13 protein-coding genes and 2 other annotated features (1 of these 15 cut by a window edge) are annotated in these 14,294 nt (G+C 48.4%); of the genes, 3 read left to right on the top strand and 10 right to left on the bottom strand.

Translation table 11 applies throughout. From position 1 onward, the window contains the following. Positions 1–47, bottom strand: a binding site (T-box leader); it reaches 203 nt to the left of the window's first position. 48 nt (positions 48–95) lie between these two features. Continuing rightward, positions 96–347: a binding site (T-box leader), on the bottom strand. Between the two features lie 56 nt (positions 348–403). The 8 genes from HZS85_RS08710 to HZS85_RS08675 all read right to left on the bottom strand — a co-directional run bounded on the left by HZS85_RS08710 (position 404) and on the right by HZS85_RS08675 (position 10,063). Further along, a complete protein-coding gene (locus HZS85_RS08710; RefSeq protein ID WP_214855105.1) occupies positions 404–1,672 on the bottom strand; it encodes a dihydrolipoamide acetyltransferase family protein in 1,269 nt (422 codons plus the stop codon). A gap of 14 nt (positions 1,673–1,686) precedes the next feature. Then, entirely contained in the window at positions 1,687–2,670 is a 984-nt protein-coding gene (locus HZS85_RS08705) for an alpha-ketoacid dehydrogenase subunit beta (RefSeq protein ID WP_214855101.1), read from the bottom strand. Beyond that, on the bottom strand, positions 2,667–3,680 hold the full coding sequence (locus HZS85_RS08700; RefSeq protein ID WP_056060235.1) for a thiamine pyrophosphate-dependent dehydrogenase E1 component subunit alpha: 1,014 nt from the start codon (positions 3,678–3,680) through the stop codon (positions 2,667–2,669). The genes HZS85_RS08705 and HZS85_RS08700 overlap by 4 nt, the downstream gene beginning before the upstream one ends. A 13-nt stretch (positions 3,681–3,693) precedes the next feature. Continuing rightward, positions 3,694–5,115, bottom strand: coding sequence for a dihydrolipoyl dehydrogenase (gene lpdA / locus HZS85_RS08695; RefSeq protein ID WP_214855098.1), 1,422 nt, complete (start codon positions 5,113–5,115; stop codon positions 3,694–3,696). Continuing rightward, on the bottom strand, positions 5,085–6,188 hold the full coding sequence (gene buk / locus HZS85_RS08690) for a butyrate kinase (RefSeq protein ID WP_214855095.1): 1,104 nt from the start codon (positions 6,186–6,188) through the stop codon (positions 5,085–5,087). The genes lpdA and buk overlap by 31 nt, the downstream gene beginning before the upstream one ends. A gap of 16 nt (positions 6,189–6,204) precedes the next feature. Then, on the bottom strand, positions 6,205–7,329 hold the full coding sequence (locus HZS85_RS08685) for a Leu/Phe/Val dehydrogenase (RefSeq protein ID WP_023467593.1): 1,125 nt from the start codon (positions 7,327–7,329) through the stop codon (positions 6,205–6,207). Positions 7,330–7,342: 13 nt separating this feature from the next. Then, positions 7,343–8,263 carry a phosphate butyryltransferase gene (gene yqiS / locus HZS85_RS08680; RefSeq protein WP_214855093.1) on the bottom strand — a complete coding sequence of 307 codons (921 nt, stop codon included), beginning with the start codon at positions 8,261–8,263 and terminating at the stop codon, positions 7,343–7,345. Positions 8,264–8,407: 144 nt separating this feature from the next. Continuing rightward, complete coding sequence (locus HZS85_RS08675; RefSeq protein ID WP_214855091.1) at positions 8,408–10,063, bottom strand: sigma 54-interacting transcriptional regulator; 1,656 nt, start codon at positions 10,061–10,063, stop codon at positions 8,408–8,410. Between the two features lie 122 nt (positions 10,064–10,185). Between HZS85_RS08675 and HZS85_RS08670 the strand changes: the two genes are divergently transcribed. The 3 genes from HZS85_RS08670 to HZS85_RS16955 all read left to right on the top strand — a co-directional run bounded on the left by HZS85_RS08670 (position 10,186) and on the right by HZS85_RS16955 (position 11,699). Further along, positions 10,186–10,440 carry a DUF2627 family protein gene (locus HZS85_RS08670; RefSeq protein ID WP_023467590.1) on the top strand — a complete coding sequence of 85 codons (255 nt, stop codon included), beginning with the start codon at positions 10,186–10,188 and terminating at the stop codon, positions 10,438–10,440. A gap of 674 nt (positions 10,441–11,114) precedes the next feature. Next, on the top strand, positions 11,115–11,468 hold the full coding sequence (locus tag HZS85_RS08665; RefSeq protein ID WP_214855089.1) for a dihydrofolate reductase family protein: 354 nt from the start codon (positions 11,115–11,117) through the stop codon (positions 11,466–11,468). An 18-nt stretch (positions 11,469–11,486) separates the two neighbouring features. Then, the gene (locus HZS85_RS16955) at positions 11,487–11,699 is read left to right on the top strand and encodes a dihydrofolate reductase family protein (protein WP_214855954.1); all 213 of its coding nucleotides are present in this window, start codon (positions 11,487–11,489) and stop codon (positions 11,697–11,699) included. Positions 11,700–11,856: 157 nt separating this feature from the next. Here the strand turns inward: HZS85_RS16955 and spo0A are convergent, their stop codons facing one another. Next, the gene (gene spo0A / locus HZS85_RS08655; RefSeq protein WP_214855087.1) at positions 11,857–12,579 is read right to left on the bottom strand and encodes a sporulation transcription factor Spo0A; all 723 of its coding nucleotides are present in this window, start codon (positions 12,577–12,579) and stop codon (positions 11,857–11,859) included. Positions 12,580–12,582: 3 nt separating this feature from the next. Next, positions 12,583–14,289, bottom strand: a complete 1,707-nt coding sequence (gene recN / locus HZS85_RS08650) for a DNA repair protein RecN (RefSeq protein WP_035409085.1) — start codon at positions 14,287–14,289, stop codon at positions 12,583–12,585. Positions 14,290–14,294: the final 5 nt, after the last annotated feature.

Raw genomic sequence — 14,294 nt, 5'->3', positions numbered from 1 at the left:
TGAAACGCCGATGTTGTCTCGCTACTTAACTCACTCTACGATTTATTCGATTCGATTGTATACGAAAAGGGTCTTCTCGCCCATTCATGTAGAACATGAAGGACGGGAAGACCCGCGGTACCACCTTCGTTGACGATGCTGACACCGTCCCCTTTGAAACGAACCGGACCGTTGCCCTGATTCGTCGACCCCGATAACGGGAGGAACCCGTCAGAGCCTACTACCCATTGAAGGGATTCGGTCTGAAGCTCAGAAGGCCATTCGCTTGTTGCCCGATACTGATTCGCACCACCCATCAGCTCTCTTGAATCGTTTCACAAGTTACTTCTCTTCGTCTTTGCTATCGTGTGTTGAATTGTTTCTTATATTACGATGCTTCTACTTCCCTGTCAACTGGAAAATCTCAGTATAAGGAAAGTTGGTTTGGATCGATGGATTCGAGCGCTTGTTTGACAGTTTGTAGGAACTGTCCGGCGACGAGTCCGTCGAGCACCCGGTGATCGATCGACATACAGAGGTTGACCATGTCGCGTGCTGCGAACATGCCGTTCACCCAAACTGGACGTTTGACGATTGATTCAACGGATAGAATCGCCGCCTGCGGGAAGTTAAGGATCGGTGCTGATTGGATTGAACCGAATGAGCCCGTATTGTTGACCGTAAACGTCCCGCCCTGCATCTCTGCAGACGACAACGTGCCGGCTTGTGCCCGTTTCCCGAAGTCATCAATCGCGCGTGCGATCCCTTTGATGCTTAGTTCATCCGCATTCTTGACAACTGGTACGAACAGAGCGTCCTGTGTCGCGACAGCAAGTGATAGATTGATCGCTTTCTTTTGAATGATCTTATCTCCCGCCCATGTCGAGTTCATGATCGGATGTTTCTTCAATCCTTCGACCGTCGCCTTCATGAAGAACGGCAAGAACGTCAATTTGACCCCTTCTTGTTTGAAGAACGCATCTTTATGACGATTACGTGCTTCGACCAAGTTCGTGACATCGACTTCAATCATCAACCAGGCGTGTGGCGCTTCGTGTTTCGCGCGAACCATGTTCGAAGCGATTGCTTGACGTACGCCGGCAGTTGGAATCTCGATGTCGCCTGTTTCAGTCGCTTGTGGTGCGCTGACCGGACGTTTTGGTGCGGATGGCGCTTCTGTTGGAGGCGCTACCGGAGCCATTTTCGCTTCCGGTTTTGGTTCAGTTGTTTTTGGTGTAGGAACAGCGCCGGACTCAATCAGTTTCAACAAATCTTTCCGAGTAATCCGCCCGCCGGCTCCTGTACCCGTCACTTGTTCGAGATCGATGCCATGCTCACCCGATAGTTTCAAGACTGCTGGTGAATAGCGCTTTTTCATCGAAGTATCAGCCGTCGTTGTCTCTTCGACAGCCGGTACTTCTTGTTCAGTCGCAGCGACTTCCGTTGATCCCCCGTTGACTTGCATCGTGACGATTGCGTCACCGACTTGCAACGTATCGCCTTCTTCTGCAAGAAGTTTTTCGATCACACCATCAAACGAAGATGGGACTTCTGCCGTTACTTTATCAGTAATGACTTCTGCAATCGGATCATATTTTTTGACAGTGTCACCTGGTTTGACCAGCCACATCGAAATCGTTCCTTCAGTAACGCTTTCCCCGAGTTGTGGCATCGTAAGTGTTTCAGTCTTCATCGGTCAGTTCCCCCTTAGTATGCGTGTAACGTCCGGATTTTATCTTCAATTTTCTCACTTGAGATGTTGAAGAACTTCTCCATCGTCGGAGCGTATGGCATCGCTGGTACGTCTGGACCACAGAGTCGTTCGATTGGTGCATCAAGATCGAACAAGGCTACTTCTGCAATGATCGCCGATACTTCACTCATGACGCTACCTTCTTTATTATCTTCCGTGACGAGCAAGACTTTCCCCGTCTTTTTCGCTGCTTCGACGACTGCTTCGCGGTCGATTGGATAAACAGTCCGCAAGTCAAGGATGTGAACATCGATTCCGTCTTTTTCAAGACGTGTTGCCGCCTCGAGTGCCATATGGACACACAGTCCGTAGGTAATAATCGTCACGTCTTCGCCCTCACGCTTGACGTCTGCTTTACCGATTTCAACCGTATAATCGCCTTCAGGGACATCTCCCTTCAATAGACGATAGCCCCGTTTATGCTCGAAGAACAAGACCGGGTCATTCGAACGAATGGCTGCCTTTAGCAATCCTTTCGCATCGTATGGATTAGACGGGATGACGATCTTCAGACCTGGCGTCGAGTTGAACATCGCCTCGACCGATTGGGAATGATAGAGCGCCCCGTGAATACCACCACCGAACGGTGCGCGGATGACGATCGGACACGTCCAGTCATTGTTCGAACGGTATCGAATCTTTGCTGCTTCACTGACGATTTGGTTGACCGCTGGCATGATGAAATCAGCGAATTGCATTTCAGCAATTGGACGCATACCGTACATCGCAGCTCCGATTCCGACACCAGCAATCGCACTCTCAGCGAGTGGTGCATCGATGACACGTTCTTCTCCGAATTGTTCAAGCAACCCTTGTGTCGCCCGGAAAACACCACCACGGACACCGACATCTTCGCCGAGGATGAAGACGGACTCGTCGCGCTCCATCTCTTCTTTGATTGCACTATTGATCGCTTCGATTAAACTTAACGTCGTCATTTCGTTTCCTCCTCGTCGTACACGTAACGTAATGCATTTTCTGGTGCATCGTAAGCCGCTGCTTCAGCATACGCCGTTGCTTCATCGACTTCTTTCTCCATCGCTTGTTCGATTTCAGTCGCTGTTTCTTCCGTCAAGACACCCATTTCAATCAGACGCGCACGGAAGAGTTTGATTCCGTCACGTGCTTTTAAGGCATCGAGTTCTTCAGCAGAACGGTATGATTTATCGTCATCATCGGATGAGTGTGGCACGAGACGTTCGACTTCAACTTCGATTAAGGTTGGACCTTCTCCCCGTAATCCACGTTCGCGTGCTTCTTTGACGACTTTGAAGACAGCAAGTGGATCAATACCGTCCACTGTATATCCTGGCATACCATAGCCAATCGCCCGGTCAGCAACGTGTTTAGCTGACAGCTGTTTCGAAAGTGGTGTCGAAATCGCGTATTTATTGTTTTCACAGAACAAGATGACAGGAAGCTTATGAATTCCGGCAAAGTTTGCTCCTTCATGGAAATCACCTTGGTTTGAAGAACCTTCACCGAACGAGACGTAAGCAACGAGTGGCTCCTTACGCATCTTCGCAGCCAGTGCAATCCCAACAGCATGTGGTACTTGCGTCGTAACCGGACTTGAACCTGTCACGATGTTCAAGGCACGTGAACCATAGTGTCCTGGCATTTGGCGACCACCTGAGTTCGGATCTTCTGCTTTGGCGAATGCCGATAGCATGATATCGCGTGACGTTTGACCGAAGTGCAAGACGACACCTAAATCACGGTAATACGGCAAAATGTAATCTGTTCCTTTTTCGAGTGCGAACGCTGCACCGACTTGAGCCGCTTCTTGTCCTTGACACGAGACGAGGAAGGGAATTTTACCTGCTCGGTTCAACTTCCACATCCGTTCATCGATTTTCCGCGCACGGACCATCGTTTCGAACATGTGAATCGCGTCTTGTTCCGTTAATCCGAGTTCTACCAATTCTTTGAATTCTATCTTTTCCATCCGTAATTCCTCCTTAGGCGTGAACCGCAAGTCCGTCGACTGCAAGTGCTGCTTCTCCAAATGCTTCTGATAAGGCCGGGTGCGGATGCACGAGCTGTCCGACTTCCCATGCCGTTGCATTGAGTACGAGCGCTAACCCACCTTCACTAATCAGTTCCGTTGCTTTTGGTCCGACGATGTGAACGCCGACGAGATCATCTGTCTTCGCATCCGAGACAAGCTTGATGAAGCCTGCTGCTTCTCCTTCAATCCGCGCTTTTCCTAACCCATTGAACGAGAAGCTCCCGACCTTAACGTCCATTCCGGCACGTTTCGCTTCGTCTTCCGTTAAACCGACCGATGCCGCTTCCGGTACGCTGTAGATACAACGTGGTACGAACGCATATTCAAGTGGTGTCGTCGTTCCGTTTACGATCGCCTCGACTGCTTTGACGCCTTCTGCTGACGCGACGTGCGCGAGTTGCAAGCGACCGATGACATCGCCGATTGCATAGATATGTTGATCCTTCGTCCGGAAATGGTCATCCACTTGGATGAAGCCATTTTCGACGACGATATTTGTGTTTTCGATTCCGATACCTTCGACATTCGCCATCCGACCGATGGCGACGAGCAACTTATCCGCTTCAAGCGTCGTCTGTTCTCCGTTACGGTCGATCGCGATCGATACGCCGTCTTCTGACATACGGAACGTATCACTTTGTGCAGCTGCGCCCGTATGAATCTTGACGCCCCGCTTTTTTAATTGGCGGGCGACTTCACGACTGACTGCCGCATCTTCTGTCGGTAAAATCCGGTCGCTGAATTCAACGACCGTTACTGCGACGTCAAAATCTGTCAACATCGATGCCCATTCGACACCGATGACGCCGCCGCCGATGATGACGATTGATTTTGGCAAATCTGCCATATCGAGCGCATCATCCGAACTGAGGATATACTCTGAATCAAAAGCAAGACCGTTCAGTGGACGTGGACGTGATCCTGTAGCGACGATCAATTGGCGTGGAAGAATCAACTCGCCTTCGCCTTCTTCCGGCTCGACACTGATTGTTCCGGGCATCGGTGAAAAGATACTTGGTCCAAGAATCGAACCCCGACCATGAAAGACTTCAATCTTTCCTTTTTTCATCAGGTGCTGAATGCCTGCCTCTAATCCATCTACGATCTCTTGTTTACGTTGTTTGACCTGTTCGAATCGTAAAAACGATTCCGGTACGTCCACGCCATATGTAGTAGCGTGTTTGACCGTCTGATAGACTGCTGCTGATTTCAAAAAGGCTTTAGAGGGGATGCAGCCACGATGTAAGCATGTCCCGCCTAATTTTCCTTGTTCTACGATTGCTACCGACTTCCCGGCTTGTGCTGCACGGATCGCGGCGACATATCCACCGGGTCCTCCACCTAGGACAACGACGTCGAATTCTCTAGCCATGTTGGTTCGCCTCCATATTCCTTAACTTCCTCTTCCCCACGTAATACACGCAACACTCCTTCTGCGAGCGCCTGCAACTCATCTTCACCAGGACTACGCACGACTTGACCAAGGTGGGCGACGCGTTCTTCGATCACACGCGTCAACCGATCACTATAAGCAAGTCCGCCTGTTAGAATGATCGCGTCGATCTGACCGAACAAGACAGCACTTTGACCTGCGATTTCTTTCGCGATCCGGTACGCCATCGCGTCATATAACAATGCCGCTTTTTCATCGCCTTCTTCAATCCGGCGCTCGATCTCAACCGCGTCAAACGTACCTAAGTGCGCAACAAGTCCGCCTGATCCAACGACCAGACGCTTCATTTCTTCAAGTTTATACTTGGTACTATAACATAGTTCTACTAGTTGACCAACAGGTAGCGACCCGCTTCGTTCTGGCGAAAACGGTCCTTCTCCATCGAGTCCATTGTTGACATCGATAACACGCCCCTCATGGTGTACGCCGACTGTAATGCCGCCACCCATGTGTGCAATGATCAGGCGCAGTTCCTCGTATGGACGTCCGATTTCCTTCGCGTACCGTTTCGCAACAGCTTTCTGATTCAAGGCATGGAAAATACTTTTTCGTTCAAGTTCAGGTAAGCCTGTAATACGCGCAATCGGTTCTAGTTCGTCAACGACAACCGGATCAACGATAAATGATGGGATGTCGAGTGTCCGAGCAATCTCATCCGCAAGGAGTCCACCGAGGTTCGATGCATGAACGCCAAAAATACCGCTGAGTAAGTCTTCTCGCATTTCTCTGTTGACCGCATACGTACCGCTGACAAGCGGTCGGAGTAACCCACCACGACCCACGACTGTAGTAAGCGCTTTCAAATCAATCTGTTCTTCAGCTAACACTTCGAGTACTACATGACGACGCATCTCCAGCTGCGCTGGAAGCGGTCCTCTGACCGCTTCAGCTGGATGGCGTAACGTCTTCGTGAACACCGGGTTTGATCCTTCGAAGATACCGATCTTCGTCGACGTCGAACCGGGATTGATCGTCAAAATACGTTCGCTCATGGATATCCTCCTCTGATCAGCCACGTGATCCTAGAATGTTTTTATCACGACGCAAGAATTGGCTGCGAGCACTGCGCATCGTTGCGATACGCTCTTCTGCCATTTTCTCAGCCGCACGATATGTCGGTAAATGATCGCGTTTTGCGATTTCAAATACTTTCGTGACCGCATCGTAGACGAGTTCAACTTTTTTCATGGCACGATCACGGTTGTATCCGTCGAGTTCATCGGCAACGTTGATGACACCACCCGCATTGATGACGAAGTCGGGTACGTATAAGATATCGCGTTCTTCGAGCATGTCACCATGACGGTCTTCTTTGAGTTGGTTATTTGCTGCACCAGCGATGATTTTGACTTTCAATTGTGGAATCGTTTCATCGTTTAATGTCGCACCGAGGGCACATGGCGCAAAGATGTCCGCTTCGACGCTATAAATGTCTTCTGGTGCGACGATCAAGGCACCGAATGCTTCTTCTGCACGTTGCAGTGCTTCTTGATTGATGTCCGTGACGATCAGTTTCGCCCCTTCTTCATGCAAATGACGGCATAGATTGAAGGCAACGTTACCGACTCCTTGGATCGCAATCGTTTTTCCACCAAGTGAATCTGTTCCGTACACTTCTTTTGCTGCTGCTTTCATACCACGGTAGACACCGTATGCCGTAACTGGTGATGGGTTACCACTTGATCCGAATGCTGGGCTGACACCAGTGACGAAGTCCGTCTCCATATGGATGTAATCCATGTCTGCAACCGTCGTATTGACATCTTCTGCTGTAATATAACGACCGTTCAGTGACTGGACGTAACGTCCGAATGCCCGGAAGAGTGCTTCTGATTTTTGTGTCTTCGCATCGCCGATGATGACAGCTTTGCCACCACCAAGGTTCAAACCAGCGGCTGCATTCTTATACGTCATCCCTTTTGATAAACGAAGCGCATCAATCAATGCTTCTTCATCTGATGCATAATTCCACATACGAAGTCCACCGAGTGCCGGTCCGAGTGTCGTGTCATGAATCGCGATGATTGCTTTTAATCCAGATACTTTATCGTGGCAAAAAACGACTTGTTCGTAATCTTCCATCTCCATTGTTTCAAAGATACTGAAGCGTGATTCTACATTTGTTTCGACCATTTTAAGTTCCTCCTCAGATTGTTTGTTTTACTTTTTTCGTCTGTTGAGCATTTAATAGCGCAAAGGCTAGTGAGTACATTTTTGCTTCTGCTGTATCGGCGCGGCTTGTCAATACAACTGGAGCCCGTGCTCCAACGAGAATCGCCGCCACCGAGGCATGTGCGAAATACATGAGCGATTTGTAGATGACGTTCCCGACTTCGATTTGCGGAACGACGAGTAAATCCGCCTGCCCTGCTACGTCTCCCGTCAAGCCTTTTTGCTGGGCAGCGGCGAGATTCACGGCATTGTCGAGCGCGAGTGGTCCGTCTACAAGGCAATCCTTGATTTGACCACGTCGGTTCATTTGCGTCAGTAGGGCAGCGTCTATCGTTGCCTGCATCGTCGGATTGACGACTTCGACAGCTGCTAAGACTGCGACTTTCGGTAATCCGTACCCTAGCGCTCGTAAGGCGGAGACACCGTTTTCGATAATTTTTACCTTATCTTCGAGTGACGGTTGGATATGAATCGCTGCATCGGTCAATCCGATCGCTGATTCACGCCCTGGTACTTCGAACAACGCGACATGCGACAGGACATTCCCTGAACGCAGACCCGTTTCTTTGTTCAAGACAGCTTTCATGAACGTCGCTGTCGGAACAAGACCTTTCATCAAGACGCTCGCATCCCCTTTACGAACGGCATGAGCAGCACGTTCTGCCGCTTCTTGTGATGAAGAGGTGTGAGTAATCACGAACTGCGACTCTCGTAATGTCCGTTTTTGAATCATCTGCTGAATCCGTGTCGCATCCCCGAACAAATGAAAACGCGCTAAATCGTTTTCAATTGCTAATGCGACAGCATCCATCACTTCTTCGTCATCCGCAGCTGCAATCGCAACGACGGAATCTTCGAGTCGAGCTGCTTGCTCGACCATTTCACTGAATCTCACTGTATTCCCCCCTTACCTGTCATACATAATTAGTATTAGCAATTTTCGTGCCAATTCAAAAGAGACGGTAGGATAAGCAAGAACGTCTTTAATTTTGCACGCTTTTGCATTTTTTGCAATATATTGCACGCAAAAATTTGCGTTTCATGAATAAATGTTAAATCGTTCCACTTTGTAATAAAGTGCCCGGAGAGAAATTCCAAGTTGTTTTGCGGCTTCTGTTTTGTTGCCGTTAAAAGCAGTAAGCGCTTCCCGGATCAACCGTTCTTCGACGTGAGACATCTCGTCGGATAAATGTTTGATTTCCTTTTTCTGTCTCGTCGTGACTTTTGTTGTTTGTGGCACGACAAGTTGAAGATGTCCTTTACGTAAGACCGTTTCTGTTTTATCCGTAAAAATCAATGCGCGACCGATGACATTTTCAAGCTCGCGGACGTTTCCTTTCCACGGTTGCTTCTTCATTGCTTCGAGTACATCATCCGAGATCCGTCCGACCGATCGTCCATAACTTTGATTCAATTTACGGAGTAGGTGTAAGGTTAACGGTGCGATATCATCCGGTCTCTCACGTAGTGCCGGTATGTGAATCGGTAAACGATTGATCCGGTAGTAGAGATCCTCTCGGAACTCATTCATGATGATTTTTTGTTCGAGATTGGCATTCGTCGCCGCGATGATCCGGACATCGACTGGAATCGCCTTCGTGCCACCGACACGAACGACTTCATTCTCCTGTAGCACCCGTAACAGTTTGGCTTGGACGTCGAGTGGCAATTCGCCGATCTCATCTAAAAACAGCGACCCTCCGTGTGCTTCTTCGAAGTATCCCCTCTTGCCGCCGCGCCGCGCTCCTGAGAACGCGCCTTCCTCGTACCCGAATAGTTCACTTTCGAGTAACGTCGGTGCAATCGCCGCACAGTTGACGCGGACGAATTGTTCATATTTGCGTTCGCTCGCTGCATGGATCGCATGTGCGAACAGTTCTTTACCGGTTCCGGATTCACCGCGAATCAAGACGTTGACTGGCATCGTTGCCGCAAGCTTCGCTTGATCGACGACGAAGCGCATTGCTTCACTCTCGGCGATGATATCATCGAATGTATATTTAGCTTCGAGTGTCCGGATTTTTTGTCGCGCTGCCTTTAATTCTTTTGCTAGAGCCTTCATTTCCGAAATATCCCGAATGACCCCAACGGAACCGCGGACTTGTCCATCGACGATGACGGGTGCCGCGTTGACGATGATATCGCGTTGATCTTGTCCGATCTTCATACGAACATCTCGAACGTTCTCGCCCGTATTCAAGACTTTCAAATGAACGGATTCCTGCATTCCGATATCGGCACTTGCCGGTTTTCCGACGACGTCTCGCTCCGTGAAACCGGTCATGCGCGTATACGCCGGATTGATCAGCATCGTCTGTCCGTCTTGATCGGCAACGGAAATCGCTTCGCTCGTACAATGAATGATTGCTTCGAGCATTTTCTCTTTTTCAGTCAGACGCTCAAGTAATACTCTGACGAATTCACCCGGTAAGACCGCCGCTCCCGGAAAATCATGGATTAATTGTTCGAGTACGCCACTTTCTCCCGTAGCGTCAATGATGAAATCGACGTCTGCTCCTTCGAATGCTGCCCAGTTCGTTTCGATCCGAATGTCCGCGCGCCGTGCAAGCGCTACCCCAGGCGCCTCCATGTTTGGATCAACAAGACCAATGACCGTTAATAGTGGTGAACGTTGAAATGCGTGCAAGACCTCTGTTCCCCCTTGACCTGCTCCGACGACGAGTAGATGATGCATATGAATTCCCCCTTTGAAACTGCTTACATTTCTATCCTACTCGGAATAAAAAAGGGAAGCAAACCCGATTCGCAGAACGGTCGATTTTTTGATACAATACGCTTGGAAAGGAGTGGCGTCCTATGCGTATCATTGGTTTGCTCTCATTATTAATCCCTGGCATCATCGGCGCGATTGGTATTAAGCTCATGCGCGACAGTGTCTTTCTAATTGCGCAAGTGCCGTTTAAATACTTAGGCGATGCGGCTTACGTATATGTATTGCAAGGTCTCGTTGGGTTGATTCTTGCGATGGGTGGTATTGGATTTGTCGCAGGATATGTCTTTTATCGCGATCGAAAACGTGGAAAAGTCTCTGACCGCTATCAAAAAAAATAAACACAGAAAAAGGTCCCCATCTCTTGAACTCATTTCAAGCGCGGGACCTTTTACTCGTATAAAATTGGTTTCACTTACGGATGAACTCCTCTCATAGTTAGAACTATTCGTGTACTCCAAAACCTTAGGTGTTCCTCTTAATGAAGAGGTGGAAAGAAATCAGATCTGGCTATCGAGCTAACGATAGAATGGTATTTCAGTTCCATCATCTGACTGTACTCGGGACCTAGGTGGAGCGTAATGTCATCCGCTTGAAGCAGTCAAACATTCGGTTGCTAACAATCACTGCTAGACAACACTCCTTTTCACGAACTGTACTTTTCATCTTAGACGATCCGTTACCTTCCACTTTTCCCTAGCTTCGAAATCATGGAAGCTCCCATTCATTCGAGATTTCCCATCTAGAATGAACAAGATACCTTGGTACGACTTCTACCAAGAGAATGTCGTCCGGCATTCTTGAGCCATTTACAGTTGGCGTTCTGAGATGATATTCATCAACGGGATTTCCGGAGTCCTCGCCGACTCGACGTTCATCTGACGTCTTGCCAAATCATTTGGTACCTTTATTATAACAAACATTTCAGTTTATGCAATATTTATTTGCAATCACTTTTATTTTTTTGACCTCTACCGTTTGCTGTAGAAAGAGTGCATTCGAAAGGAGATCTTGTATGCGAAAAATCATCGTATTCGAACATCTATCTTTAGATGGTGTCGTTCAAGCACCGAGTGGAAAGGAGGAGGATGTAAGCAAAGATTTCGAACATGGTGGCTGGACCGTTCCGTTTCAACATCCTGAGATCGGTCAAGTCATTCGCGGATGGATGCATGAGGACTGCTCTTTGTTGCTCGGTCGAGCGACTTACGAACAATGGGCAAGTTATTGGCTACTCCACTCAGATGTCTGGCCGGTTGCCGATCATGCCATGAAGTATGTCGCCACGCGTCATGCACTACCTGTCCTTTGGCAGCCGACAACTTGTTTGAAGCATCCGACTTCTGAACTAAAGCTTTTGAAACAATAGGATGGCCCACCGTTTCATATCTGGGGCAGTAGTGAACTCGTTCATACACTTTATCAAGCGGATTTGATCGATGAGCTTCGATTGATCCATTATCCTGTCATCATCGGTTCCGGCAAGCGTCTCTTTCCCGATCAAAGAATGGTTCCCCTCACTTGGAACGTCATGGAACAACACACGTTTGATAACGGAGTGTCAATCATTCGCTATGAACGAAATAAGAATCAAATATAAACCGTTTATTGTATAGATACTTCCTTTTACCAGAAAGAAAGAGGAAAGAAGCGTAGCGATTCGAGATGGACAAAAAAAGCGCAATCTTTCTCGTCAAGAGAAAAACTGCACTTTGTCTTCAGTCTAGCGCCGTTTATGAATTAGACGGTATATGGCTTCAACCGGATTGTTCTTGATTCATATGACTCGATACATACGAGATGAATTCCGAGTTCTTTGGACTCTTCTCCTGTTCGATCCGACCGTTGAACAACTCGTGTTGCTGCATTCCTTCGTTCCAGGCGGACTTGATGGCATGACGCATCGCTCGTTCGACGCGAGAGGCTGTTGTTTGATGTTTTTTCGCAATCGTCGGATAGAGTTCCTTTGTGATCAATCCGAGTAGGTCTTCCCGTTCAAGCACCATTAAGACAGCGTCTTTTAAATACGTAAACCCTTTGATATGCGGAGCGATTCCCAATTCTCGAAGTGTCGAGCCGACTTTTAGATCAATCGTTTCGATCGCCGGAGCTTGTCCTTGATTCGTCACGAGACGAATTTTTTGAACGAGCTGATCCATGCTGAACGGTTTAAGTAAGAAGTATGATGCTCCAAGGGTGACCGCCTGTTGTGAGACCTCGTCCTTACCGAAAGCACTCAACATGATGACAGCAGGATTCTTCTTTTCTTTCATCAATTCTTCGAGCACACCAAGCCCATCTAAATGAGGCATGATGATGTCGAGGAGCAATACATCCACCTCATGTTCTTTCATGCGTTCGAGACAACTCTCGCCATTGTAGGCGACGCAAACGACTTCCATGTCTTCTTGCGCAGAGATATGCTGGCGAATCAGTTCGACCATTTCGCGATTATCATCTGCTATCCCGACTTTAATCAATCCTTACACCCCATTTTTAAGCGATTCTTTCATCGTCTTCGCCTGATCCATCAATTCCTCGGCATGCCGTAATGTCAAATCTGTCATATGGGCACCGGAAATCATCCGTCCAAGTTCGTTCCCTCGATCTGCTTGAGACAAGACGTTGACTTGGGTCGTCGTACGATCCGTCTCCTCAATCTTTCGAATATAGAGATGTTGATCCGCCATCGAAGCGACTTGTGGTAAGTGCGTAATACAAAGCACTTGTCCGTCTACCGACAAACGATAGATTTTTTCAGCCATCGCTTGTGCAACACGACCCGAGACACCCGTATCGACTTCATCGAATATGATTGAGGCGACTCCGACCGAGCGCGAGAAGATCGACTTCAGTCCGAGCATGATACGAGATAGTTCCCCGCCCGACGCAACTTTTCCGAGCGACTTGAATGGCTCTCCCGCATTCGTCATGATGAAGAATTCCACATGATCGATCCCGTTCTTGCGTAGCATCGGTGTCTTTCCGTCTTGAAGAAAACGAATTTCAAACCGCGCCTTCTCCATGTATAGCTCACGTAACTCCAAATGAATCGCTTCACTTAATTGAACTGCCGCTTTGCGACGCTGTTGTGAGAGTCGACCTCCAATTTCAAACAATTCGCTTTCGAGCTGTTCGACTTCGGTTTTTAAGCGTTCAATTCGTTCATCTCGATTTGTCATCGTATCAAGTTCAATCCGAATTTTCTCACCGTAAGCAATGACTTCCTCAATCGTCGCCCCATATTTTCGTTTCAGCTGTTGGAAGACGGACAAACGTTGTTCGATCTCATCGAGTCGATTGGAATCGAACTCAAGTGTTTCGAGTTGATCTCGAATCGCATAACCGACTTCTTCTAGTCCATAAAAGGCGCTTGCGATCGCGTCACTTTGCTGAGAAAACTGTTCGTCGATGCTTGATGCTTGTTGTAGTTCACGCATCGCGTCTCCAACGGAATCGATGCCGCGCATCTCATCGTGTAAGGCGTCATAGGCTGTCTTCAACGACGCATATAACTTCTCGAAGTTCGCAAGACGATTTCGCTCGACGAGTAACTCATCTTCCTCATGTGCTCGAAGTTTTGCGCCCTCGATCTCTTCGGTCTGAAACGATAACAAATCGATCCGTTGGGCGAGTTCTTGCTCGCTTTGTGCGAGCGATTGTAGCGCTGTCCGTTTTTCTTCATACGTTTGATAACCGGACTGATAGGCTTGAAGGAGTGGCGCGATCGCCTCTTGCGCGAAGTCATCGAGAATCGCTTGATGGTACGTACTGTCCATTAAATGCTGATGTTCATGTTGCCCGTGCATATCGACGAGGACACGTCCGAACTCACGTAAAATCGTCAGTGTGACCAGCTTATTGTTGACGCGACAGACACTTTTTCCTGTCGCGAAAAGATCACGTCGCAAGATGATCAATCCGTCTTCGATATCGATGCCATACTCTTCTGCAAGATCATAGACGAGATGGTCGTCTTCAATCAGAAACAATCCTTCTAGTTCCGCCCGATCTTCCCCGTATCGAACGAATTCCGCGGATCCACGTCCACCAATTAATAATCCGATCGCATCGAGAACGATCGATTTACCGGCACCTGTTTCCCCAGTCAAGACGGTCATTCCTTTTTTAAAGTCGATCTGTAGCTCGTCAATGATCGCAAATTGTTTGATCGATAATTCAGCTAGCATCCTGT

Source organism: Exiguobacterium sp. s130 (genome assembly GCF_018619055.1).
Taxonomy (GTDB): Bacteria; Bacillota; Bacilli; order Exiguobacteriales; family Exiguobacteriaceae; genus Exiguobacterium_A.
Note: the sequence above shows the minus strand (reverse complement) of the source record. Positions and strands in the feature narration are given on the sequence as shown.